General features: G+C 41.9%; 9 protein-coding genes, 2 tRNA genes, 3 rRNA genes and 1 pseudogene. 4 read left to right on the top strand and 11 right to left on the bottom strand.

All coding sequences use genetic code 11. The annotated features are described in order from the left end of the window. Positions 1-266: 266 nt before the first annotated feature. Positions 267-920, top strand: a pseudogene (locus JBF11_RS01555) (IS1595 family transposase). A 286-nt stretch (positions 921-1,206) separates the two neighbouring features. On the opposite strand, the gene rrf reads toward JBF11_RS01555, so the two are convergent. The 5 genes from rrf to JBF11_RS01530 form a co-directional block, all read right to left on the bottom strand. After that, a 5S ribosomal RNA gene (gene rrf, locus JBF11_RS01550) occupies positions 1,207-1,321 on the bottom strand. Positions 1,322-1,390: 69 nt separating this feature from the next. Beyond that, positions 1,391-4,308: ribosomal RNA gene (locus JBF11_RS01545) — 23S ribosomal RNA — on the bottom strand. Between the two features lie 123 nt (positions 4,309-4,431). Further along, positions 4,432-4,507 (bottom strand) — tRNA-Ala (locus JBF11_RS01540). Positions 4,508-4,513: 6 nt separating this feature from the next. Beyond that, positions 4,514-4,590: transfer RNA gene (locus JBF11_RS01535), tRNA-Ile, on the bottom strand. A gap of 281 nt (positions 4,591-4,871) precedes the next feature. After that, positions 4,872-6,417, bottom strand: a 16S ribosomal RNA gene (locus JBF11_RS01530). Together the 16S, 23S and 5S rRNA genes with 2 tRNA genes alongside form the textbook arrangement of a ribosomal RNA operon. A 667-nt stretch (positions 6,418-7,084) precedes the next feature. Between JBF11_RS01530 and JBF11_RS01525 the strand changes: the two genes are divergently transcribed. Next, positions 7,085-8,575 (top strand): sigma-54-dependent Fis family transcriptional regulator, encoded by a 1,491-nt coding sequence (locus tag JBF11_RS01525; protein ID WP_334315628.1) that lies wholly within the window; start codon positions 7,085-7,087, stop codon positions 8,573-8,575. A 66-nt stretch (positions 8,576-8,641) separates the two neighbouring features. Here the strand turns inward: JBF11_RS01525 and gltB are convergent, their stop codons facing one another. The 3 genes from gltB to JBF11_RS01510 all read right to left on the bottom strand — a co-directional run bounded on the left by gltB (position 8,642) and on the right by JBF11_RS01510 (position 17,049). Next, positions 8,642-13,261 (bottom strand): glutamate synthase large subunit, encoded by a 4,620-nt coding sequence (gene gltB / locus JBF11_RS01520; RefSeq protein ID WP_334315627.1) that lies wholly within the window; start codon positions 13,259-13,261, stop codon positions 8,642-8,644. A gap of 20 nt (positions 13,262-13,281) precedes the next feature. Further along, positions 13,282-15,486: a glutamine synthetase III family protein gene (locus JBF11_RS01515; RefSeq protein WP_334315626.1), complete on the bottom strand. Its 2,205-nt coding sequence runs from the start codon at positions 15,484-15,486 to the stop codon at positions 13,282-13,284. Between the two features lie 297 nt (positions 15,487-15,783). Beyond that, positions 15,784-17,049, bottom strand: a complete 1,266-nt coding sequence (locus JBF11_RS01510; RefSeq protein ID WP_334315625.1) for a phenylacetate--CoA ligase family protein — start codon at positions 17,047-17,049, stop codon at positions 15,784-15,786. A 200-nt stretch (positions 17,050-17,249) separates the two neighbouring features. Between JBF11_RS01510 and JBF11_RS01505 the strand changes: the two genes are divergently transcribed. Then, entirely contained in the window at positions 17,250-18,089 is an 840-nt protein-coding gene (locus JBF11_RS01505; RefSeq protein ID WP_334315624.1) for an epoxyqueuosine reductase QueH, read from the top strand. Positions 18,090-18,107: 18 nt separating this feature from the next. Here the strand turns inward: JBF11_RS01505 and JBF11_RS01500 are convergent, their stop codons facing one another. The 3 genes from JBF11_RS01500 to JBF11_RS01490 all read right to left on the bottom strand — a co-directional run bounded on the left by JBF11_RS01500 (position 18,108) and on the right by JBF11_RS01490 (position 21,254). Then, the gene (locus JBF11_RS01500) at positions 18,108-18,851 is read right to left on the bottom strand and encodes a sulfite exporter TauE/SafE family protein (RefSeq protein ID WP_334315623.1); all 744 of its coding nucleotides are present in this window, start codon (positions 18,849-18,851) and stop codon (positions 18,108-18,110) included. Positions 18,852-19,288: 437 nt separating this feature from the next. Next, entirely contained in the window at positions 19,289-20,566 is a 1,278-nt protein-coding gene (locus JBF11_RS01495; RefSeq protein ID WP_334315622.1) for an ATP-grasp domain-containing protein, read from the bottom strand. Beyond that, positions 20,550-21,254, bottom strand: coding sequence for a class I SAM-dependent methyltransferase (locus tag JBF11_RS01490; protein WP_334315621.1), 705 nt, complete (start codon positions 21,252-21,254; stop codon positions 20,550-20,552). Before JBF11_RS01490 ends, JBF11_RS01495 begins: the two co-directional genes overlap by 17 nt. A gap of 267 nt (positions 21,255-21,521) precedes the next feature. Here JBF11_RS01490 and JBF11_RS01485 point away from each other — a divergent pair, with 267 nt between their 5' ends. After that, positions 21,522-23,510, top strand: coding sequence for an FkbM family methyltransferase (locus JBF11_RS01485; RefSeq protein ID WP_334315620.1), 1,989 nt, complete (start codon positions 21,522-21,524; stop codon positions 23,508-23,510). The last annotated feature ends 4 nt before the right edge of the window (positions 23,511-23,514 follow it).

The raw sequence follows: 23,514 nt of genomic DNA, 5'->3' as shown, positions 1-23,514 counted from the left end.
GTTGTTATCATATCATCATACATAATACACAGTCGGTTTACAGTCTGTTTCCAACTCATGCTTATCATAGCAATTAATTAGATAAAATAACTTTAATTAGATAACATCGTAACTGTACCCGCCTCCAAAACATTAGCTGTTTCAGGCATCTAGAAATATTTTATAACAAAGATATTTAATTAAACGTGTTACTTTTTCCTAAGAATTAGCTCTTGAACATTATTTTTTTCGAGATTATGATTAAGAGTAATGAAATTCACCAAATAATGAAATTCACCAAATTAAGTAAGTATAAATTAGAAAAATTATTAACTGTTTTTTAATGGAGTTAACTGTCACTGCAACAAGTGAATTATTAAAGTTAAATCGTAAAACTGTTAACAATTATTTCATAGAATTTCGTGAGTTAATTCTTGAAGACAGTATTCAAAAACATCAAAAAGAGCTTGGAATATTTGAACTTGACGAAAGCTATTTCTGAGCCAAAAGAGTGAGAGGTAAGCGAGGTCGCGGAGCTGCCGGCAAGACGCCTGTTTTTGGAGTCCTGAAGCGTGAGGGAAAAGTTTTTGTTAGCATAGTTCCAAGATGTTCAAGGGAAGAGTTATTGCCTATAATACAAGGAAAAATCCTTGAAGGTTCCTATCCATACAGACGGCTAGAAAGCATATGACGGTCTTATTTTGAATGGTTACACCCATTACAGAGTATTCCACCATGAAAACGAATTTGCGCGAGGGAAATCACATGTGAACGGTATAGAAAGCTTCTGGAGTTTTGCTAAAAAACGATTGGCGAAATTCAATGGTCTGACGGATGAAAAATTTATATTGCATTTAAAAGAATGTGAATGTAGATTTAACCTCAGAAATGAAAATTTTGCTGTTTTTATGGAAAAACTTTACTTCAAAAATAAAAAGTGATGGTCTAGAGCCTAATTTTTTTATATAAGTTAAGATAATAAATAAATTTAGAAACACGTCTTAATTGCTCCCCCCAAAAGCAAGAAATACAGGTGAGAAAAACGTATCAACTTACAAACCACCCCTATCTCCAAGCAGCCCTTTCATTTGTTTATGAAGGGCTGTTTGGGGATAGGGTTTGGCAAAGCAACTGTTTTATACAGTTGCTTTACATGTCACACAATTTTAAAGCCGCCTGCTTTTTTATGCAGGCGGTTGGGGGATGAAAGGAATTAAATAAAAAAAGGTTTAGCGTCGTCCTACTTTCCCACAATAAAGACTGCAGTATCATCGGCGAAGAAGAGCTTGACTTCCGAGTTCGGAATGGGGTCGGGTATACCCTCTTCTCTATGGACACTAAACCAAATTTGATGCTCAAGCCGTGCGGCGAGCAAAATATATAATTGACAGAAAAAGAAGAAAAGTTTTTGAGAAACAAGACGAACGGACTATTAGTACCGGTCAGCTGAACATATCGCTATGCTTACACCTCCGGCCTATCAACGATGTAGTCTGCATCGGTCCTTCAGGGAAAACTTATCTTAAGGCAGGCTTCCCGCTTAGATGCTTTCAGCGGTTATCCCTTCCGCACATAGCTACCCTGCTGTGCCGTTGGCACGACAACAGGTCCACCAGGGGTGCGTCCATTCCGGTCCTCTCGTACTAGGAACAGGCCCTTTCAATTTTCCTACGCCCACAGAAGATAGGGACCAAACTGTCTCACGACGTTTTAAACCCAGCTCGCGTACCACTTTAAACGGCGAACAGCCGTACCCTTGGGACCTGCTTCAGCCCCAGGATGTGATGAGCCGACATCGAGGTGCCAAACCGCATCGTCGATATGAACTCTTGGATGCGATCAGCCTGTTATCCCCGGCGTACCTTTTATCCAATGAGCGATGGCCCTTCCATACGGGACCACCGGATCACTAACACCTACTTTCGTATCTGTTCGAGATGTCTCTCTTACAGTCAAGCTCCCTTATGCGTTTGCACTCGACGGCTGATTTCCAAACAGCCTGAGGGAACCTTTGTATGCCTCCGTTACTCTTTAGGAGGCGACCGCCCCAGTCAAACTACCCACCAGACACTGTCTGTGAGCCGGATCACGGCATCACGTTAGGACCTTAGACATACAAGGGTGGTATTTCAAGGATGACTCCATACATACTGGCGTACATACTTCAATGTCTCCCACCTATCCTACACATGTAGGCCCAAAATCCAATGTCAAGCTATAGTAAAGGTGCACAGGGTCTTTCCGTCTTTCTGCGGGTACACGGCATTTTCACCGCGACTTCAATTTCACCGAGTTTCTGGCCGAGACAGTGTGGAGATCGTTACGCCATTCGTGCAGGTCGGAACTTACCCGACAAGGAATTTCGCTACCTTAGGACCGTTATAGTTACGGCCGCCGTTTACTGGGGCTTCAATTCGGAGCTTCGCTTGCGCTGACCCCTCCTTTTAACCTTCCAGCACCGGGCAGGCGTCAGTCCGTATACATCGTCTTGCGACTTCGCACAGACCTATGTTTTTAGTAAACAGTCGCCACCACCAATTCACTGCGGCTCTTCAATGCTTCGTCAGAAAAAAACTACACAATAAAGAGCACCCCTTCTTCCGAAGTTACGGGGTTATTTTGCCGAGTTCCTTGGCCAGAATTCTCTCGAGCGCCTTGGATTATTCATCCCACCCACCTGAGTTGGTTTGCAGTACGGTTTCTATGACCTAAACTTAGGAGATTTTCTTGGCAGCATAGACTCAACTACTTCAGAGCATACGCTCACGGACTCGTGTCTCAGACCCGGGATACGGATTTGCCTGTATCCTGCTCCTACACACTTGCACCGGCATCCAACAGCCGGATAGCCTATCTTTCTGCGTCCCTCCATCGCACAATCATAAAAGTACGGGAATATTAACCCGTTTCCCATCAGCTACAGCTCTCGCTCTCGCCTTAGGGGCCGACTAACTCCGGGAAGATTAACTTTACCCGGAAAACCTTGGGTTTTCGGCGAATAGGTTTTTCACCTATTTTATCGTTACTCATGTCAGCATAATCACTTCTCTCTCGTCCAGCATGCCTTACGGCACACCTTCAGCCTGTCAGAGAACGCTCCCCTACCAGAACACTTGCGTGCAATTCAAAGCTTCGGTAACATACTTAGCCCCGTTACATTTTCGGCGCAGAGTCATTAGACCAGTGAGCTATTACGCTTTCTTTAAACGATGGCTGCTTCTAAGCCAACGTCCTGGCTGTCTGAACAACCCCACCACCTTGACCACTGAGTATGTATTTGGAGACCTTAGCTGTTGATCTGGGCTCTTACCCTCTCGACAACGGACCTTAGCACCCGCTGTCTGACTCCCAAGGTAATTCTATACGGTATTCTGAGTTTGATAAGGTTTGGTAATCTGGTAGGACCCCTAGCCTTTTCAGTGCTTTACCTCCGTTAGAAAATCCTTGAGGCTATACCTCAATATATTTCGGGGAGAACCAGCTATCACCGGGTTTGATTGGCCTTTCACCCCTATCCACAAGTCATCAGAAACGTTTTCAGCCGTTGACTGTTCGGTCCTCCACAAGGCTTTACCCTTGCTTCAACCTGCTCATGGATAGATCACCCGGTTTCGGGTCTAATCCGCACAACTCATCCGCCCTTATCAGACTCGGTTTCCCTACGGCTCCGCTTACGCTTAACCTCGCTGTACAGATTAACTCGCTGACTCATTATGCAAAAGGCACCTGGTCACAATCGTAAAATTGCTCCCAGAGCTTGTAAGCAACAGGTTTCAGATTCTATTTCACTCTCCTTACTGGAGTTCTTTTCACCTTTCCCTCACGGTACTGGTTCACTATCGGTCGCTGGTTAGTACTTAGGCTTAGAAGATGGTCCTCCTTGATTCCCACGAGGTTTCACGTGCCTCGCAGTACTCAGGGACTGACTGCACCCCTTTCGGCTTCAAATACGGGACTTTCACCCCCTATGGTGTGGCTTTCCAGCCAGCTTCTTCTACCTACTCAATGATTGCCTCTGTCAGCCCTACAACCCCCATAGGACGAATCCTACAGGTTTGGCCTCTTCCCATTTCGCTCGCCGCTACTTTGGGAGTCTCGTTTGATTTCTTTTCCTCTAGGTACTGAGATGTTTCACTTCCCTAGGTTAGCTCCTGCAACACTATTCATTCATGTTGCGGCAGCCGGACATTACTCCGGCTGGGTTTCCCCATTCAGAAATCGCCGGGTCAATGGATATTTAGCTCCTCACCGACGCTTATCGCAGCTTATCACGTCTTTCATCGCCTTCCAGCGCCAAGGCATCCGCCCGTTGCTCTTAATAACTTGTCTCAAAAAAACTTGTCTTCTTCTTTTTCTGTTCAATTGTCAAAGAACCGTAACTTGCGTTACTGCCGAAACAAATTCGGATAAAAATAATAAGGCTACTTATTCCTTCTGCCAAACTTGTTTCAATGGTGGAGGCGAAGGGAATCGAACCCCCGACCCTCTGCGTGCAAAGCAGATGCTCTCCCAGCTGAGCTACGCCCCCGATTTGTGGTGGGCCTGGAAAGACTTGAACTTTCGACCTCACGCTTATCAGGCGTGCGCTCTAACCACCTGAGCTACAGGCCCTTTTTTGCTCGCTTTTTTTGTCTTATACCGCGTCAGTCTCGTTTCTCTCTCGGTCATGTATGTCTTGATACACTCCCTCGAGATAAACTCAACTTCCTTGTCTAAAACAAAAACAGCTTCACAAAAGCTTGCCTTAACCTACAAATTATCTTGAATGACAAAATAACTTGCCCTTGCTAAAGCACCCTACAGCTTTCACGTGTGGTCTGTTCTGTAAGGTTTCATACAATCCGCAAAGATACCCTTGCGTATCGTAATTGAAGAACGAATGGAATGCTCTTAAAGGAGGTGATCCAGCCGCAGGTTCCCCTACGGCTACCTTGTTACGACTTCACCCCAATCATCGGGCCTACCGTAGACGATTGCCTCATTGCTGTTAGCTCATCGGCTTCGGGTAAAACCAACTTTCGTGGTGTGACGGGCGGTGTGTACAAGGCCCGGGAACGCATTCACCCCAGCATGCTGATCTGGAATTACTAGCGATTCCGACTTCATGGAGTCGAGTTGCAGACTCCAATCCGAACTGAGATGCATTTTTTGGGATTAGCCTGACCTCGCGGTTTCGCAACCCTTTGTATGCACCATTGTAGTACGTGTGTAGCCCCAGGCGTAAGGGCCATGATGACTTGACGTCGTCCCCACCTTCCTCTCCGTTAACCGAAGCGGTCTCCCTAGAGTGCCCAGCTTCACCTGCTGGCAACTAAGGACAGGGGTTGCGCTCGTTGCGGGACTTAACCCAACACCTCACGGCACGAGCTGACGACAGCCATGCAGCACCTGTCTTAGGGTTCTCCGAAGAGCACCCCAACATCTCTGTTAGGTTCCCTAGATGTCAAGCCTGGGTAAGGTTCTTCGCGTTGCATCGAATTAAACCACATACTCCACCGCTTGTGCGGGCCCCCGTCAATTTCTTTGAGTTTCAGCCTTGCGACCGTACTCCCCAGGCGGGATACTTAACGCGTTAGCTACGGCACAGAAAAATACTCCCCTGCACCTAGTATCCATCGTTTACAGCGTGGACTACCAGGGTATCTAATCCTGTTTGCTACCCACGCTTTCGCTCCTCAGCGTCAGTTATGTGCCAGATAGTCGCCTTCGCCACTGATGTTCCTCCAGATATCTACGGATTTCACTCCTACACCTGGAATTCCACTATCCTCTCACACACTCCAGTTTGCCAGTTTCAAAGGCAGTTCCCACGTTGAGCGCGGGGATTTCACCCTTGACTTGACATACCGCCTACGAGCGCTTTACGCCCAGTAATTCCGATTAACGCTCGCACCCTCCGTATTACCGCGGCTGCTGGCACGGAGTTAGCCGGTGCTTCCTTTGCAGGTACCGTCAATTCACTGCTGATTAGCACAGTGACCGTTCTTCCCTGCTGACAGAGGTTTACGATCCGAAGACCTTCATCCCTCACGCGGCGTCGCTGCGTCAGGCTTTCGCCCATTGCGCAATATTCCCCACTGCTGCCTCCCGTAGGAGTCTGGACCGTGTTCCAGTTCCAGTGTGACTGATCATCCTCTCAGACCAGTTAACCATCGTCGCCTTGGTAGGCCTTTACCCCACCAACTAGCTAATGGTACGCGGACTCATCGGAAAGCAACAGCATATGCAGAGGCCGTCTTTCCCACATACGTTTATATGTAGTGTATCCGGTATTAGCAACCGTTTCCAGCTGTTATTCCGAACTTCCCGGTAGATTATCCACGCGTTACTCACCCGTGCGCCACTTTACTCATACCCGAAGGTACTTTCACGTTCGACTTGCATGTGTAAGGCACGCCGCCAGCGTTCAATCTGAGCCAGAATCAAACTCTCCAGTTAAAAAATATGATTCCGTCTGAATTACAATAATTCAAACAATTGAACTCAAAGCTCTTTATTTTATTCCATTTCGCTCTTCAATTGTCAATGACCCGTCCCAACCGACCTACGCCGCCGGAACCATTCTTCGGCCAACCTGCATGGTATCGGCCCGCACAACCCCGAAAAACTCAAAAACAAAAGTCCGTATCCCTAAACCGCTTCCACGGTTTGCAAACCCGGAATTTCTCCGCTCCCTGCCGGACCGGCAAAGAACCGTTCTGAAATTTCTCTCAGTCGCGAAGTGCGTTTATGCACTATTTCATTCCCGCTGTCAAGAACTTTTTTTCAAAATTTTTAATATTTTTTCAAAATGCCCTTTATTCCTTGAAATCCCTCAAAAAAAACTTCTCGAAAAAAGCTCCTAGAAAAAGCTTCCTATAAAAAAACTCTAAAAACCCCAAACAGGAAACTCCTTTATCCCCCTTAATTACAAACTTGTCAACTTAATTTTTTAACGTTTACTAAATCATTATTTTTCAATACGCCCATACAATTCCAAAAGACAACAAAAAAAAGTTTATTCAATATTTTACAATATTGTTGATATTTTTTATTTGTTGACAGTAAGTTGTATTTATTTTATATTTTTTATTACATTTTTGTCAAATAATCATAAAGGAATACCATGAACACCCATGCTCCTGATTTAGAAATTTTCTCTAAGCTCATCCAAATCAATACAAAAGAATGCCCTTTATCCGAATATTTCAACCGGTTCTTAAAAACTATTGGAATATATTCCGGTCTGCTTCGCTGTACACTTTGCTTTTTAGATACCATTCATGAAGAAATGATTGCGTTAGCCGGTTATGGGTTACAATATCATGAAATAGAAAAAGCCCATTACAAATTAGGAGAAGGAATTATCGGAATAGTGGCAAATTCAGGCAAACCAATGATAATTCCCAATGTGCAAAATGAACCTCGTTTTTTAAACAGAACACAAGCAAGAGATTTAGAGCACCGTGTAATTTCTTTCATCTGTGTACCGATTATTCTAAATGGACAAGTTAAAGCCACGCTTTCCGCTGACAGAGAAAATGGAAACATAGAACAATTAAAACATGATATTGAACTATTACAGCTTGCTGCATATTTAATCATGCCCCGTTTATCGACCTGTCAAAACATATTCGGACAAGGCAAAACCATACCAAATGATTTCCCTTTTATATCGTATTCAAATAAAATGAAAAAAATTATTAATGAAATCAACCAAGTAGCCCCTTTTAATACAACAGTTTTAATACAAGGTGAAAGCGGAACCGGCAAAGAACTGATTGCAACTTATATCCAAAGAAAAAGCCTGAGAAATTCAAAACCGTTTATAAAAATAAATTGTGCCGCTCTGCCGGAAAGCCTGATAGAAAGCGAACTTTTCGGATATGAAAAAGGAGCGTTTACAGGAGCAAATGAAAGGCATAAAGGAAAATTCGAACTTGCGCATACGGGAACGCTTTTTCTTGACGAACTCGGTGACATGAGCCTTTCCACGCAGGCAAAACTATTGCGCATCCTGCAGGAAAAAGAGTTTGAACGGATAGGAGGATCGGAAACCCTAAAGGTTGATGTGCGGATTATAGCGGCAACAAATAAAAATTTAGCGGAAATGGTACAAAAAGGAACATTTAGGGAAGATTTATTTTATCGCTTGAACGTATTCCCTTTATACACCTTCCCGCTGCGTGAACGAAAAGAAGATATCATCCCTTTAGCCAATTATTTCATTGAAAAATTTTGCAAGGAAAACAAGAAGAGAATTATAAAAATCAGCACACCTGTGATAGAAAAATTCCTTTCCTATCCATGGTACGGAAATGTTAGAGAACTTGCCAATATTGTTGAGCGTGCAATTATTTTAAGCAATGAGAAAGGAATAATCGAAATTGAGAGCTTGCCGGATTTTATTACGCAACAAACAAAAAAACAAACAGAACAACAAATAAAAACGTTAGAGGAACATTTGGAGGAAGTGGAAAAAGAACTCATAGTCAATGCATTAAACACCAGCAAAGGAAATATGGTCAAAGCCTGTAAAATCTTAGGTATTACCGAACGCATGCTCGGATTACGCATGAAAAAATACGCATTAGACTATAAAAAATTCAGGATATGAACTGAATCAACATCTTTTTATAACAGTCTTATAGGAATTACCCTATAAGACTGTTTTATTCTGCAATTAATAAAGCGGATAAACTTCTTCCGTACCGGAAATACTTTCCGCATAACAATTTTCTGTATTTTTAATACGCGCGAGCGCTTTCTTATATTCCAAAGGAATTACTTTTAAAAAGAATGAAACCTGCATTTGCCAATTATCCAAGATAAATTTTGCAAGTGCACTCTCTGTATAACGTACATGTTTTTCAAGTAGTGTCCGAAGTTCTTTTATATCGTTTTCCTGCCAAACACTTTCTATATCAAATGTTTCCATAGTGCAACGCATAGAAAAGGTTTCACTTCTGTCATAAACATAAGCTATGCCTCCGGTCATGCCTGCTCCGAAATTATAACCCGTTTGCCCCAGTACAACAACAATTCCTCCCGTCATGTATTCACAAGCATAATCACCAACACCTTCAACCACTGCATGAGCTCCGCTGTTACGAACGGCAAAACGCTCTCCCGCAGAGCCCGCAGCAAAAAGTTCTCCTTTTGTCGCTCCATACAAAGCAACATTGCCTATTGCCGTTTGTTCAGCAAAAACATCATGTTCGAAATGATAAGGGTTAACAACAATAATCCCGCCGGAAAGCCCTTTCCCCACATAATCATTCGCTTCTCCCTGAAGCGAGAGAAAAATTTCTTTTGTGAGAAAAGCTCCAAAACTTTGCCCTGCATTGCCGGCTAAAGAAACAGAAACGCATTTTTCAGGTAAACGCGCATTAAATTCGTCCAAAATTCGGGCTGTAAGACACGTACCGATACTTCTGTCCGTATTATTAATTTTTCCGGAATAAAAAGCCAACCGCTTTGCAGAAAGTTCACGCAAAACCTTTTCATTTATTTCCGTTTCAAGCTTATTTTCTTTGCAAAGATGAACGCGATCCGAAAAACTTGGCGTATAAGACAAAGGACAGAGCAGTTTTTCAAAATTCAAACTTTCAAGCTTATTTTGCCATAACGCATAATGATTACTCAATAAAGAAGAATTATCATCCACAAATTTATGCGTATCCACAGACAATAAATCCGTTCTTCCTATCAATTCGTTTACCGAACGTATGCCAAGCCTCGCCATTTCTTCCCGAAAGTCTTCCGCAAGGAAACGCAGAAAACGTTCCACATGATCAGGGCTGCCTTTAAATTTTTTACACAAATTTTCATCTTGTGTCGCAATGCCGACTGAACAAGTTCCTAAATGACAGACTCGCAAAAGGCAGCAGCCCATAGCCACAAGCAAGCTTGTGCCAAAGGCAAATTCTTCCGCTCCCAAAATGCTTGCGATGACAAGGTCTTTGCCGGTTCTCAACTGTCCGTCCGTTTGCAACGTAACGCGACTGCGAAATTTATTAAAAAGCAATGCCGCATGTGTTTCTGCAAGCCCTATTTCCCAAGGCAGTCCAACATATGAGACAGCAGTCCGCAAAGCAGCTCCTGTTCCGCCGTCATGCCCTGAAACGACGATGATATCCGCACCAGCCTTGGCGACTCCGGAGGCTATGGTGCCAACATTGGTTCCGGAAACAAGCTTTACAGAAATTTTTGCATGGTTGTTTATTTTACGTAAATCATAAATAAGCTGCGCTAAATCTTCAATGGAATAAATATCATGATGCGGAGGAGGAGAAATGAGCGTCACTCCTGCAATAGTATGGCGTACCTCAGCTATTTGCGGCAAAACTTTATGGGCGGGAAGCTGCCCGCCTTCTCCGGGTTTGGCTCCTTGTGCCATTTTTATTTGTATTTCTTCAGCGTCATGCAAATATTCCGCAGTTACTCCAAAACGCCCGGAAGCAATTTGCCGAATTTTTGATTTCGCGCAGTCCCCATTTTCATAAATGACAGAGCGTTCCTTTTTTTCACCGCCTTCACCGCAATTTGAACGGCTGCCAATTCTATTGAAAGCAACGGCAATCGCTTCATGCGCTTCTTTGCTAATTGAACCAAAACTCATGGCAGCCCCTACGAAACGGCGCAAAATACTTTCAGCAGGTTCCACATCCTCAAGGGAAATGGGATGTTGTGCTTTCAATGTAAATAACGAACGCAGAGTCACGGGTATATCAGCTTCATTACTTTCTTTTGCATATAGTTTATAAGCAAAAGAATCGTTCTCACGAACCGCTGTGTGCAAAGAAGATATTGCCTTTGCCGACCACAAATGCTTTTCCCCATTTTTGCGCAATTTATAAAGTCCATATTGTTCGGGACTTTTCCTGTCATTTGCATAAAAAAAAGCTTTTAAATGACGGGCAAGCGTATCAACAGCAATATGTTCCAATCCGATCCCGCCGATTTTACTTGTTATTCCGCAAAAATATTTATTGATAAGTTCTTCGCCCAAACCCACTGCCTCAAAAAACTGTCCGCCAACAAAACTTCTCAAAACAGAAATTCCCATACGCGAACACGCTTTCATAAGCCCTTTTTGCATCGCCGTGATGTAATTATTGATATTGATATCCATCTGTCCATTCAATGCGGTTTGACTTGAAAACGTATTTTCATTAGTCAGATATTCAATCGTATCATACGCAAGACGAGGACAAACAGCACTCGCTCCAAAGGCTAAAAGCTGAGCTATCTGCATAGAGTCACGAATTTCCCCGCTGTCAACAATAATGCTGCATAAATGACACAAATTATTTTCCAATAAATACTGCTGCAAAGCCGAAACCGCAAGCAAAGAAGGAATAGGAGCTGAATACCGTCCGGCATTTTTATCAGAAAGAATTAAAAGCGTTGCTCCTCCTAAAAGAGCATTTTTAGCTTCTTGTAAAAATTGATTAAGACCTTTTTCAAGAAGATATCCGGCTTTATCCTTATCCAGTTCCAAATTATATGGATCGATTTCTGAAATATCAAAAAGTATGTCAAGAAAAGCAGGTTTAACCGCCTCTTTTTCAGAATATTGCAATCTTACCATATCTTCTTTCCGCAAAATCGGATGAGAAAGACGGAGTAAAGCATAATGTTCCGGACTTTCTTCCAACAGGTTTTTCCTGCTGCCTAAAAACAGCGTCAAAGACATTGCCGAACTTTCCCGTAATGAATCAATAGGCGGATTAGTCACTTGCGCGAAACGCTGTTTGAAATAGCTAAATAAAAGCTGCGGTCTTTGTGATAACACGGCAAGCGGAGTATCCATCCCCATACTTGCCACCGGTTCCTGAGCATTTTGGAACATAGGTTTAATCACTTCATCAATCTCATCCGCACTCAACCCAAATAACAATTGCTCCTGAAGCAAAGAATTTTTTTGTTCATAGCGCTGTGTAGGCAAAGCAAAATCTGTAAGCCGTATACCTTTTTCCTTTATCCAACGAATATACGGTGCAGAATAAATAACCGCATTTTTACATTCCGTATCGGTAATAACCCTTTTTTGTTCAAAATCCACCATAAGCATTTTACGAGGACGCAAAGAACCGCGTTTTAAAATATTTTTAGCGGGAATATTCAATACTCCGCATTCAGACGCAAGCACAATAAGTCCATCTTTTGTTATAGTATAACGGCAAGGGCGCAAAGCGTTCCTGTCCAAACTCGCCCCTAGCAGCTTTCCGTCGGTAAAAACAAAAGCGGCAGGTCCGTCCCAGGCCGGCATAACCGCCGCATGATATTCGTAAAAAGCCCTTTTTCCTTGCCCCATAATATAACTTGCCCCAAAAGGTTCCGGAACAAGCATCATAGCCGTATGACAAAGAGAACGCCCGCTTTGATAAAGAAATTCGAAAACATTATCCAGCGCAGCGGAATCACTTCCCTGAGAAGAAATGATCGGTTTCAAATACTGGATATTTTCGCCCAATAAAGGAGAGGAAAGCAACGCTTCATACATTTTCATATTAAAAAGATTACTGCTCAGCGTATTGATTTCCCCATTATGGGCAAGCGTTCTGAAAGGTTGGGCCAAATGCCACGCCGGCGTTGTATTTGTACTGTATCGTTCATGAAAAACAGCAAAATGAGCTTTAAAATCAATATCAAGCAAATCCACATAAAAATCTGCGATTTTTCCGCCACGAATAAGCCCTTTATAAATAATGGATTGCGAAGATAAGCTTACAACATAGCAATCACGCGGAACAAGTGACAAGCGGGCAGCAATTTCAAACTCTATATTGCGTCTAGCAATAAATAAGCGTCTTTCAAAGTCGTCAACTGGCACCAATTTATCTAAAGCCATATCCGTTATCAGAGCTTGCCGGAAACAAGGCAAACTGTTTTTCATTTCTTCACTTTCAATACATTCAGTATTAATAGGGACAGTTCTCCATGCCAAAACATGAAAATTATGCTTTATTAAAACCTCTTGGATAATTGTTTCAAGTTTTACGGCAAGTTCTTCAGATTGAGGAAAAAAGAATTGCCCTACGGCAAATTGTTCCGGAAAATCGGAACATTGCTTTTGCCATATTTTTTTCATGAAATCATGAGGCATGGCGAATAAAATACCCGCTCCGTCAGGATTTGAACAGCCAGAGCCAGAACCGCCGCGATGAGCCATGTTCCCTAAAGCTTGCACTGCATGTAAAACTAAATCATGGCAAGGAGCCGCATCAATTTTTGCCAAGAACCCCACGCCACAAGCATCATGCCCAATTTGTGGATTAAATAAACTCTTATTATGCATATTCTATCCTTATAAACCAATTACCAAAGCATTTCATTGTACTTGGGCAAAGGCCATAAATTATCGTCAACAATTTTTTCAAGCTTATCTGCAACAGCCCGGCATTTATTCATGCATGGGATCAACCTGTCCCGAGTGGCTTCTGCTCGGGCGAAGACACCTGATAAAGAATCTGTTTTAATATGTTCCTCATCAAGTTCATTAAGGTTATTATAAAACTCGGCAATAAGTTCACGCAGTTGCTGATAATAATGCATTTCAAAATTTGCAGCACCTTGCGTTACACTTTGTTTGCCGCACAATTCTTCAGCCTTTTCAGCCAATTCCCCAACTTTATTGAGCCATTGCAAGCAAGAAGGCAAAAGAATGCTCCGTCCCATGCTAAGGGTAAGCTTTACTTCCACATGAATATCGCGAATATAGTTTTCAAACAAAATATCCTGACGGGCAAGCAATTCACGTTCAGAAAGAACACCATTTTGAATAAGCACGTTCATCACGGAACTATCGCTGTAATGGGCAAGAACGCTGACAGTATCTTTAAAGTCAGGCAAACCGCGCCGTTTTGCTTCTTCTTGCCACTCTTTCCCATAACCATTGCCGTTAAAAACTATGGGAAAGTGAGCTTTAAAAACAGCAGCAAGCGTTTCATGCACTGCCTGCGCCAATGTTTTTCCATTTGCCATCGCAGTTTCAAGCATAAGGGCAATTCCCCCAAGAGCATTTGCCATTGCCGTATTTAAAGCGATATTTGCAGGAGCTGAAGAAGCAGAAGACCCCACGGCACGAAATTCAAATTTATTTCCTGTAAACGCAAAAGGGCTTGTTCTGTTTCTATCAGAAAAATCCTTTGGAAACGGAGGCAAACTGCTTATGCCAATTTTTATCATATCTTGCTTCCAATCCTCATTTTCTTCCGTATCATTTATAATACTACCAATGACTGAAGTAAGTTGTGCCCCAAGGAATACGGACAAGATGGCTGGCGGAGCCTCATTTGCCCCAAGCCTGTGATCGTTGCCTGCGCCAACAGTTGCAAGACGAAGCAAAATAGAATGTTCATGTACGGCTTTCAACACTCCCGCTAAGAATACCAAAAATTGGGCATTATCCATCGGAGTATTTCCCGGATCTAAAAGATTATTGCCTTCAGAATCGCATAAAGACCAGTTATTATGCTTGCCTGAACCATTAATCCCCGCAAAGGGTTTTTCATGAAGCAAACAAAAAAAGCCATATTTTTCCGCCGTGTTTCGTAAAATCTGCATAGTCAGCATATTGTGGTCAATGGCGAGATTGGCAGGCTCGAAAACCGGAGCCAACTCAAATTGGGCGGGAGCGACTTCGTTATGGCGGGTTTTTGCAGGAATACCGAGCTCAAACATTTGTTTTTCCACATCAGCCATAAAAGAAAGCACACGTTCATTAATCGTACCAAAATAATGGTCTTCCAACTCCTGCCCCTTATCAGACATCGCACCATATAAGGAACGTCCGCAAAGTTTTAAATCATCACGAAGCAAGGCATAACGTTTATCAATTAAAAAATACTCCTGTTCAATACCAACCATTGCCGTCACATTATTTGCTGTTGTGTTACCAAAAAGACGTAAAATTCTAAGAGCTTGTTTTGACACAGCTTCATTGGAACGAAGAAGCGGCGTTTTACGGTCTAAAGATTCTCCGGTATAGGAAATAAAAACACTAGGAACATAAAGGGTTTTGCCATGTGAATTTTCCAATAGGAATACTGGGCTTGTAGGGTCCCATGCTGTGTAGCCGCGGGCCTCAAAAGTCGAACGAATGCCGCCTGAAGGAAAAGAGGAAGCATCAGGCTCACCCTTGACAAGCATCTTTCCGGAAAATTCATTGAGTAAATTACCGTCATTATGATTTGAGGACGGAACAAAAAAAGCATCGTGTTTTTCAGCGGTTACGCCGGTCATGGGTTGAAACCAATGCGTGTAATGAGTCGCATGGTTTTCGATAGCCCAATCTTTCATGGCGCTTGCGATAATATCGGCATCACCTTCGGCAAGGGGAGCATTCGTTTTGATAACGTTTTCCAAACGATTGAAAACCTGTTTCGGCAAACGCTCACGCATTATTTTCAAACTGAAAACATTTTTTCCGTAAACCTGGCTTGGAGAATAAAACTCATGATGCAAAGACGTTAATTTTTGATTTGCAATCTCTTTTTTTACCGCAATCCGAACATTTTCCATAGTGCATGCTCCTTATGTGAATTTCAAGATTTATTTCAGCAATTTTGCAAAAAGCATGCTAATAAAGTCCATTTTTTTAAATTTTATATCTATATGTTGAAATAAAACACAATTTTTTTTTATTCCCATATCATTCAATATGTTTTTGTATGTTTTCCGGCTAAAAAAAACTACATATTCGTAACAAATAAAGCAAATTCCCACACAAAAGTAGTTATTCGATACTCACAAAATTTTTTGCAAAAAAAAGCCCCGAAGCAAAAAGTCAGGGGCTTTTGAAGATTATTTTTGGATTTATCAGTCCCAAGTACGTTTATCCTCAATAGGACGTATTGTTGCGGGAAGCGTCGCAGGCGCAAGGATTTTGAGTTCGGGGCGAAGCTTGATGCGTTCACGGAACAAGTGCATGAGTTCATCCTCACGTTTGAAATTGCTTGCTTCAATATACAGGGTCATTTCATCTATGCCGCCTGGATTGGTCACTTCGATTTGCCAACGTTTGATTTCTTCAAAGCGCGCCATTACCTGTTCCACTTGGTGCGGATATACAAAAATGCCCTTGATACGCGCTGTGGTGTCAACACGTCCGACAATATTGCCGAGACGGGGGCTTGTCCGCCCGCAGGCGCAGGGAGTTCTGTCAATATAAGACAAATCGCCTGTCGCAAAACGGATAAGCGGATAGGTTTTATTGAAAGAAGTAACGACGACTTCGCCGACTTCACCGTCTTTTAGTGGAATACCGGTATCCGGATGGCAAATTTCCACATAACACCTATTGGAAATGTGCAGACCGTTTTTATGATAACATTCATAACCGATACAGCCAACATCAGCCGTTCCGTAGCCTTGACGCACAATGATATCGAATTTCTTTTCCAATTGGGTGCGCATTTTTTCCGTCAAACGTTCACTGGTTACGAAAGCGACTTCCAAGAACAAATCTTTTCTGAGGTCAATGCCTTTTTCTTCCGCTTTTTGGGCCAAGTGCATGAGAAAGCTAGGCGTTCCGACATAGCCGGAAACGCGGAGTTTTTGCATGATGTCGAGCTGTGTCGCAGCGTCGACCGGTCCTGCCGGAATGGTCGCACAGCTCAAATTGCGCAAAGGTTCTTCAAACATGAGCCCTGCCGGCGCCAAGTGATAGTTGAACGTAACCTGCACGGGGTCTCCGGGACGAAAACCGACAGAATAAAAAGCCTCCGTATATCCCCAATAATCGTCGTGTCTGTCTTCGGGGTCGAAAATCGGTCCGGGGGAAAGGAAAATACGGCGCAATTCGCCGATGTCCTTTGTCAGCAAACCGCCAAGACGCGGACCCATTGTCTGCAAAAAGATAAGTTCTTTTTTCTTTAAAATCGGAATATGCTTAATATCCGAAAGCGTTTTAAACTTTTCAATATTGAATTGGGCTCTGTCAAAACGTTTCTTAACGTCTTCAGAATAACGGTACGCATAAGAAAGCAATTCTTTTAATTGAATTAAATTATATTGCTTACGCTCACTTTCATCTAAAACTTCACGGCGGCTGTAAATGCCTTCTGTACGGTCTTTACGGGTCATAGAAACCTCACTTTTTATTATGGAAACCGACTGTACATAAGTTAAAATCAAAATGCAAGAACTTTTTTATTTATATAAAAAATTCAATATGTTATATATTATTCTTTAGAATTGTTGCACTTTTTTCCAAACTATGCTAGTTGCTAACACATTGGAATAGCATTATTAAATTTCAGCTCAAAAAAAAGATACGGCATACCATGCAAAAAAAAATCCTGCTCCATTCCTGCTGCGGACCATGTTCCATTATGGCTTTGGAATATTTGAAAAAAAATAATTTTGAACCGCATATTTTTTATTATAATCCCAATATCCACCCCCAAAAGGAATATTTTTTACGCCTGAACGCCATGCAGCAAGTCGCCAAGACCTATCAAGCTCCCCTTGTAGTCGGCAATAATGAAGATTTTTTTAAAACAATAAAAAAAGAAAATCATGAACTTGACCTTACAAGCCTTCAAGAAAATTTTAAAACATTGTTCAGTCCCGACCGGCTTATGCAGGAAGCAATGCAAAAAATTCTCACCAAATGGAAACGCTATGCCGAGCTTTTTCCAAGCCGTGAATTTGATACGCTGCGTATTTATGCCGAAGGCAAACACCATGCTGTTGCCGATTTTAAAACGCTTCAGTCTCTTTTGGTCATAGACAGTTACGCTTTTGTCAAATTTCTCAGCACATATCAGGAAAAAGAACGCTGTAAGGAATGTTATAAGGAACGCATGATCAAAAGTGTTTTTTATGCAAAAGAACAAGGTTTTGCTGAATTTACCTCCACCCTTTTGTATTCCAAATATCAAAATCATGAAGATATTTGCCTTGCCATTGAAAAAGCCCTGCAAGTGGTCAATAACAACACAAAAACACAGCTCAATTTTCATTATGTCGATTTTCGGGAATTTTGGCAGCAAGGCATTGACAAATCGAAAGAATTGAATATTTACCGCCAAAAATGGTGCGGCTGCGTTTTAAGCCGTTTGGAAAGCCTGAAGCAAACGGCGGAGCGGGAATACAAAAAACGTATCCGTAACGCCGGGTAAAAACAAACAAAGCGGAAATTATCCCAAACAATAGTAACCAATCACCCGCGACAAGCACATCAGCCCTGCAAATCCAATCACAACAAGCAAAATTTTCCTAAAGTTTTTTTGGGTGATATATTTGATGAAAGGAAAAGAAACGAGCATGCCCAAAATACCGGCAGGCACGCCGATATATAGGTATGTCAAAAATTCTTCGGTATAAAAGCCCGCGAAATAATGACTCACGCAGCTTGTTCCCGTGATGATGATCAAAGCGGAACCTAAAGCCCCAAGGGCTTTTTGCTGTTTCCAGCCCGTATATAAAATATATATGGCAAGTGGCGGACCGGTGAAGGAAATGGTTGAGCCGAAAAATCCGGAAAAAAATCCGCAGATACCGCCGACAACGGTGCTGTTTCTTTCTTCGGCAACTTCATATTTTTGCATGAAATTCCACACGACATAAGCGATTAAGGTAAACGCCATAACAAGTTCCAAAATATGCGAAGAAAGAATTTTTAAAAAATATGAACCGAGCACAGCCCCGGGAACAGCGCAAAACAAAGCGGGAAGAATGATTTTCACATGAAATTCGGAACGATATTTTATGGCGAGCACGGAAGACAGGATTGTGACAAGAATGCATGAAAGAGGCACAATTAATTGAATATCCATGAATAAGGTCATAAACGGCACAGCAACCAACGCCGCCCCCATGCCGCTTATTCCATTAATGAAGCCTGCCAAAATCCATATGCCCGCAAAACATATCTGTTCCATAACAATATCCTTGATAAAAACCTAATTCATGCAAACACAAAAATCAAATCATTTCTGATAAAAAAAGTTACACCTTGCTGCAAATTTTGTTGCCAAAATACACACGCAAAGCCATCTATCAGGCACTGCAGCTAACGCTGCAACAGGCACAACAAGCTGAAATAACATAGAAAAAAGTATTGGAATAATATTTGCAGAAAAATTATATCGGCAAGGGATCGCACATCCAAACAATGTCGAATCCCCTTATTAATCCTAACTTGGCAAAATCATTTATGCTTTCATCGCACAATGCAAATGCTTTTGCCCAATACAATAAAAAAGGACGGTGAAAATATTATTGAATAAAAAAGCACAAACCATACAATAGTTACAACAAGCCTCATTCAGAGGCTTTTTTCTTTTTTCCGTTACCCGTCCAAACAAAAACACAAAAACTAAAATGTTTCCAGCAAGGCGTCTATGGCGTCAACATCAAAAACCGCCAAACCGCACTTCAACGCTTCTTTTCTTTCAACATAAAGATTGTCAATCAGTATTCCCTTTTCATCTTCATAATAAAGAGATTTTTTTTCATCATCAGGAATATGGATAATTTTTGCAAAAAGCGCCGTATCGATTTTATATTTTTTTAAATATTCCTCGACATCGCCTTCATGCTTCGTAAGCAAAACAACTGTTTTACCTTTGTTGACGCACTGATACACAAAAGCGATCATTTTTATGTTCACGGCTTCGTTCACGATGAGCGTATCGTCCAAATCAAGGTAAACCGTCCGATAATCAAAGGAAAGCTCATACTTTGTCTGCAACGACCGGGAAATGCGGACAAGAAAAGGATTGTCCAATATATCCAAATCATAGCCCAAGGCATCATAACAAGCCAAAAGCGGCAGATTTATTCCCTTATGCCTTGTCAAATTCATGGTCGTTGCGATACGGGTTGAAACTTCCAGCAATTTCCATGCCCCGCAGGCATCTTTTTTTATCTGACAAAACCACAAGCCGCGCAAAACAAGCGACGAGTTAAGTTTTAACAGAATACTCATGATTTCATCGGAAAGGGGATACGAGCGTGAACTGTACGCGATCCCTTGTTTTATGACGTCACGGGTTCTTGCCCCCGCATAAAGCAAACGTCCTTTTCTGTCCGTGAAACAATCAACCGTAAGCTCGATACCGGGTAAATATTCGCAAAAAAGCATATCGTCCAAGGAACGCGTCAAAAGCTTCATATCCTCTTCGCTTTGCAAAAATTGACAAAAATTACCGCCTTGTCCGATTTTCGGTTTTGCGAAAGAGGGAAAAACAAGATTTTCCAAAGCGTAGACTTCGGGACAAAAATCTTCATTCCGCAAAAAACGATACAATTTTTCCTTATCTCTGCACAGCACTGCGGTATGCAAAGGTGAACACAAGACTTTTGCGGGAAGCTTATCTTCAACTTCTTTCAGATATTCGGCAACAGAATCATGGGTGGGGAAAATGTATTCTATTTTTTTGGCAATCAGGGCGTCAATGAAAGAAGGCAAAAAATCATCCTCGAAAACATAGGGCAGACCGTCATAAATTTCACGGTATTCGAACTTGCAATGCTCCACTTTGCTTGCCAAGCCAATCACATTAAAACGGACGGCATACTGCAAAGAACGGTATAATTCATACGCATTTTCCGCTTCGCAGGGAAAAACGCCGACATTAATTTTTTTCATCATCAACCATTCCTTTTACGGCATAAATGCCAAGCCAGCTTGCCGTTCCGCCGATTTTTCCGCCGCTGTAATAATGTATAAAGGAAAAGCAAGAATTGACAGCCGAAAGAATTTTTTTAAAAACAGGCAAAGCGCTGCTTGCAGGATAAAAAGCTTGAAAAAGCCTTAATTTAAAACTGTCCCTGAAAAAGAAAACATCGTCCAATTCAGCGGAATATCGGGATTTTGTCGACATAGCCGTTGTGATACCGCCAAAAAGCATTCGCACGCTTTGCGGATAATAAGGGCGAACATGGGTGAAATCATAATAAAACCGCTCCCCGAGAACAGGCGTGACAATGATGATTTTTCCGTCTTTTTTCAAATAAGGCAATATGGAGTCAAACAATTCAACCAGTTCATCACCGGAGAAATGTTCAATCACGTGCGAAAGCAAAATGCAGTCAAAACGCTGTTTCTTTAACTCCGCGCTGTCCGCATACACTTCAAAACCCAGAAACCGCAAATCGGCGATCTGTTCAGGGTTGACATCTATACCGACAGCCTCAACGCCAAGTTCTTTCATTATTTTCAAATACTTGCCCTGTCCGCAGCCGTAATCAAGAACTCTTTTCCCCGCATATGCAGAAAGAATTTCTCTTACCTTTTTCTCTTCAAAATCCTGATAATGCGTTTTCATAAAATTATGCATAGATACCCTGTAACGCGCTTGCACCAACAGCACTGCGCATGTTTAAAACCGGCTCAATTAGCCCGCCGTCATTTTTTATGAAAATCATGTTGAAACAGATACGGAATTAAGTCAATGCAAATTGTAATTGACTTTTATTTTAAAAAAAATAAAATAAAAAGAACCAGTAACAAAAAAATTAATGTATTCAAATTTTTATATCCCCCTATTTAATCAAATGGCATAAAAATTGAATAAAAAAAAGAGAATACCAAAAAGGACAAAATTATGACGATCGCTTATTCAGATATCTTATTACTGCAAATGCAGCAGCAAGCAATGCTTTTTGACTTGTCTTCCATGCAGGGCAGACAATGGTCCACGCAAAGAATAACAGATTTCTTTATAAATATCCAACACTTGCTGCCTGTACAAAGTATTGTTGAAATCGGCGCCCATGAGGCAGGTTTTTCCCTTTCCGTAAAGAAAAAATTTCCGCAGTTCAATGTGTTCGCCTATGAAGCCAATCCCTATGTTTATGAAAAATATATCAACACGCCGGCAATTCAAAATTCCGCCATTCATTATGAACACCTTGCAGTCAGCAATTATGACGGAGATGTCACATTCCATATCAGCAACACCATTCAAGCGAAACAGGAAGCGAAAGACAGCAAACGCCACTCCATTTTGGAACGTAAAACAAACGACAGCACAACGGATATCACGGTAAAGTGCAATACGCTCGATACCTTATTTAAAAATGAACTTTCCCATAATCAGGGCTTTTCTTTATGGATTGACGCGGAGGGCGCGACTTCGCTTATTTTGGAAGGGGCGAAAAACCTTCTTCCCCATGTGTATTCCGTTTTTGTTGAAGTTGAATCACAAACCAAATTTAAACAACAATGGAATGAAAAAGAACTGTGCGATTTCATGCTTGAAAACGACTTTCTTCCCATTGCCCGCGATTTCGCTTTCCGCCACCAATACAACATGATTTTCGTAAAAAAAGATTATATCAATACCATTGAATTCTTATACCAAAATCACTTTTCCAACACGTTAAGCGCCAAAATCCGTTTTATTTCAAAGCAAAGTCCTCTAAGCCTGCTCAAAACAAGATACACCAATTCCCCTGCGGCAGAAACACTTTTGCAAAAAGCGCTTCCAGCCCGGATTTCTTCTTTGGAAGAACTTGAAAAGGCATATTCCCTTATTCCGGAACTGCGTGAGGAAAAAGAACTCACAAATATTTCCGGCACCGTCGTTGTTTGCCATGATGCCGAACTTGATTTCACCATAAACTGGTATACGGAGAAATTGGGAAAAGTCCCGACCTTGTATGTAAAAGATTTATCCTACAATAAATATCCGGACTTAGCAATTTATGATTTAAATCAAATTGATAATTCCATGAATATCCATGTGTTTTTTAAGCAAGGCAAAGCTCCGAGCATGACAAAGTTTGCATCGCTGGCTATGGCGCTGCACTATAAAGGCGTTTCAAAATACAGCATTGAAGCGTATTCCATGGAGCTTATGTACTGCAATAAATTAAAAACCGATTTTTCAGAAGAGGATAATGACGCTCTCATCGCTTTTTATAATGTTCTTGAAGACATGCCAAGCAAATACACATTCCTGGCAGCCTGCAAAGCAAGAAAACTCGGCCGTCCTGGCTTTATTCCCATGGCGAATTTTGAACAATACATTCACCCTCAAGTAGCGTTTTTTTCAACGGATATCATGTGTGAGGGGGGAATAGACAACGGCGAAACAAGCGAGCTTTTCAGCCAGCTGCAAAAAGACGGCTTAGTCTACGCTTTTGAGCCCGTGAAAGAAAGCTTCCGAAATTGTCAAAAAAGATTGATGAATTTTTCCAATGTGCTTCTTATCAACAAAGCCCTTTGGTCAAAAACCTGCCAAATCGGTTTAAACACCAATACGCTCAGCCTCAGCAGCGCATATATCAATGCTGCCGACACGGAAAATCTTTGCGATGCAATATGCATTGACGATTTTTTTGCCGATAAAAAGCTTGATTGTATCAAATTAGACGTTGAAGGAGCGGAAATTCCTGTTTTGGAAGGCGCATTAAAAACCATTTCAAAGCAAAAGCCGAAACTTCTTCTTTCCATTTACCATAGAAGAAACGGGCTCGACCTTATCAATATTCCCAAACTGCTCGCTCCGTTTTATAAAGATTATCAATTCTATGTTGCTCATCACAGACCATGGTACAATGAAACAATTTTATACGCCATTGCCAAATAGGGAA

This window comes from Taurinivorans muris, assembly GCF_025232395.1.
In the GTDB taxonomy this organism is placed as follows: Bacteria; Desulfobacterota; Desulfovibrionia; order Desulfovibrionales; family Desulfovibrionaceae; genus Taurinivorans; species Taurinivorans muris.
This window is presented reverse-complemented; position numbering and strand designations above follow the sequence as displayed.

What these genes read in the sequence shown, in the direction of transcription:
- JBF11_RS01525 (WP_334315628.1), top strand. Translation starts at nt 7,085, where the DNA reads ATGAACACCCATGCTCCTGATTTAGAAATTTTCTCTAAGCTCATCCAA.
- gltB (WP_334315627.1), bottom strand. Translation starts at nt 13,261, where the DNA reads ATGCATAATAAGAGTTTATTTAATCCACAAATTGGGCATGATGCTTGT.
- JBF11_RS01515 (WP_334315626.1), bottom strand. Translation starts at nt 15,486, where the DNA reads ATGGAAAATGTTCGGATTGCGGTAAAAAAAGAGATTGCAAATCAAAAA.
- JBF11_RS01510 (WP_334315625.1), bottom strand. Translation starts at nt 17,049, where the DNA reads ATGACCCGTAAAGACCGTACAGAAGGCATTTACAGCCGCCGTGAAGTT.
- JBF11_RS01505 (WP_334315624.1), top strand. Translation starts at nt 17,250, where the DNA reads ATGCAAAAAAAAATCCTGCTCCATTCCTGCTGCGGACCATGTTCCATT.
- JBF11_RS01500 (WP_334315623.1), bottom strand. Translation starts at nt 18,851, where the DNA reads ATGGAACAGATATGTTTTGCGGGCATATGGATTTTGGCAGGCTTCATT.
- JBF11_RS01495 (WP_334315622.1), bottom strand. Translation starts at nt 20,566, where the DNA reads ATGATGAAAAAAATTAATGTCGGCGTTTTTCCCTGCGAAGCGGAAAAT.
- JBF11_RS01490 (WP_334315621.1), bottom strand. Translation starts at nt 21,254, where the DNA reads ATGCATAATTTTATGAAAACGCATTATCAGGATTTTGAAGAGAAAAAG.
- JBF11_RS01485 (WP_334315620.1), top strand. Translation starts at nt 21,522, where the DNA reads ATGACGATCGCTTATTCAGATATCTTATTACTGCAAATGCAGCAGCAA.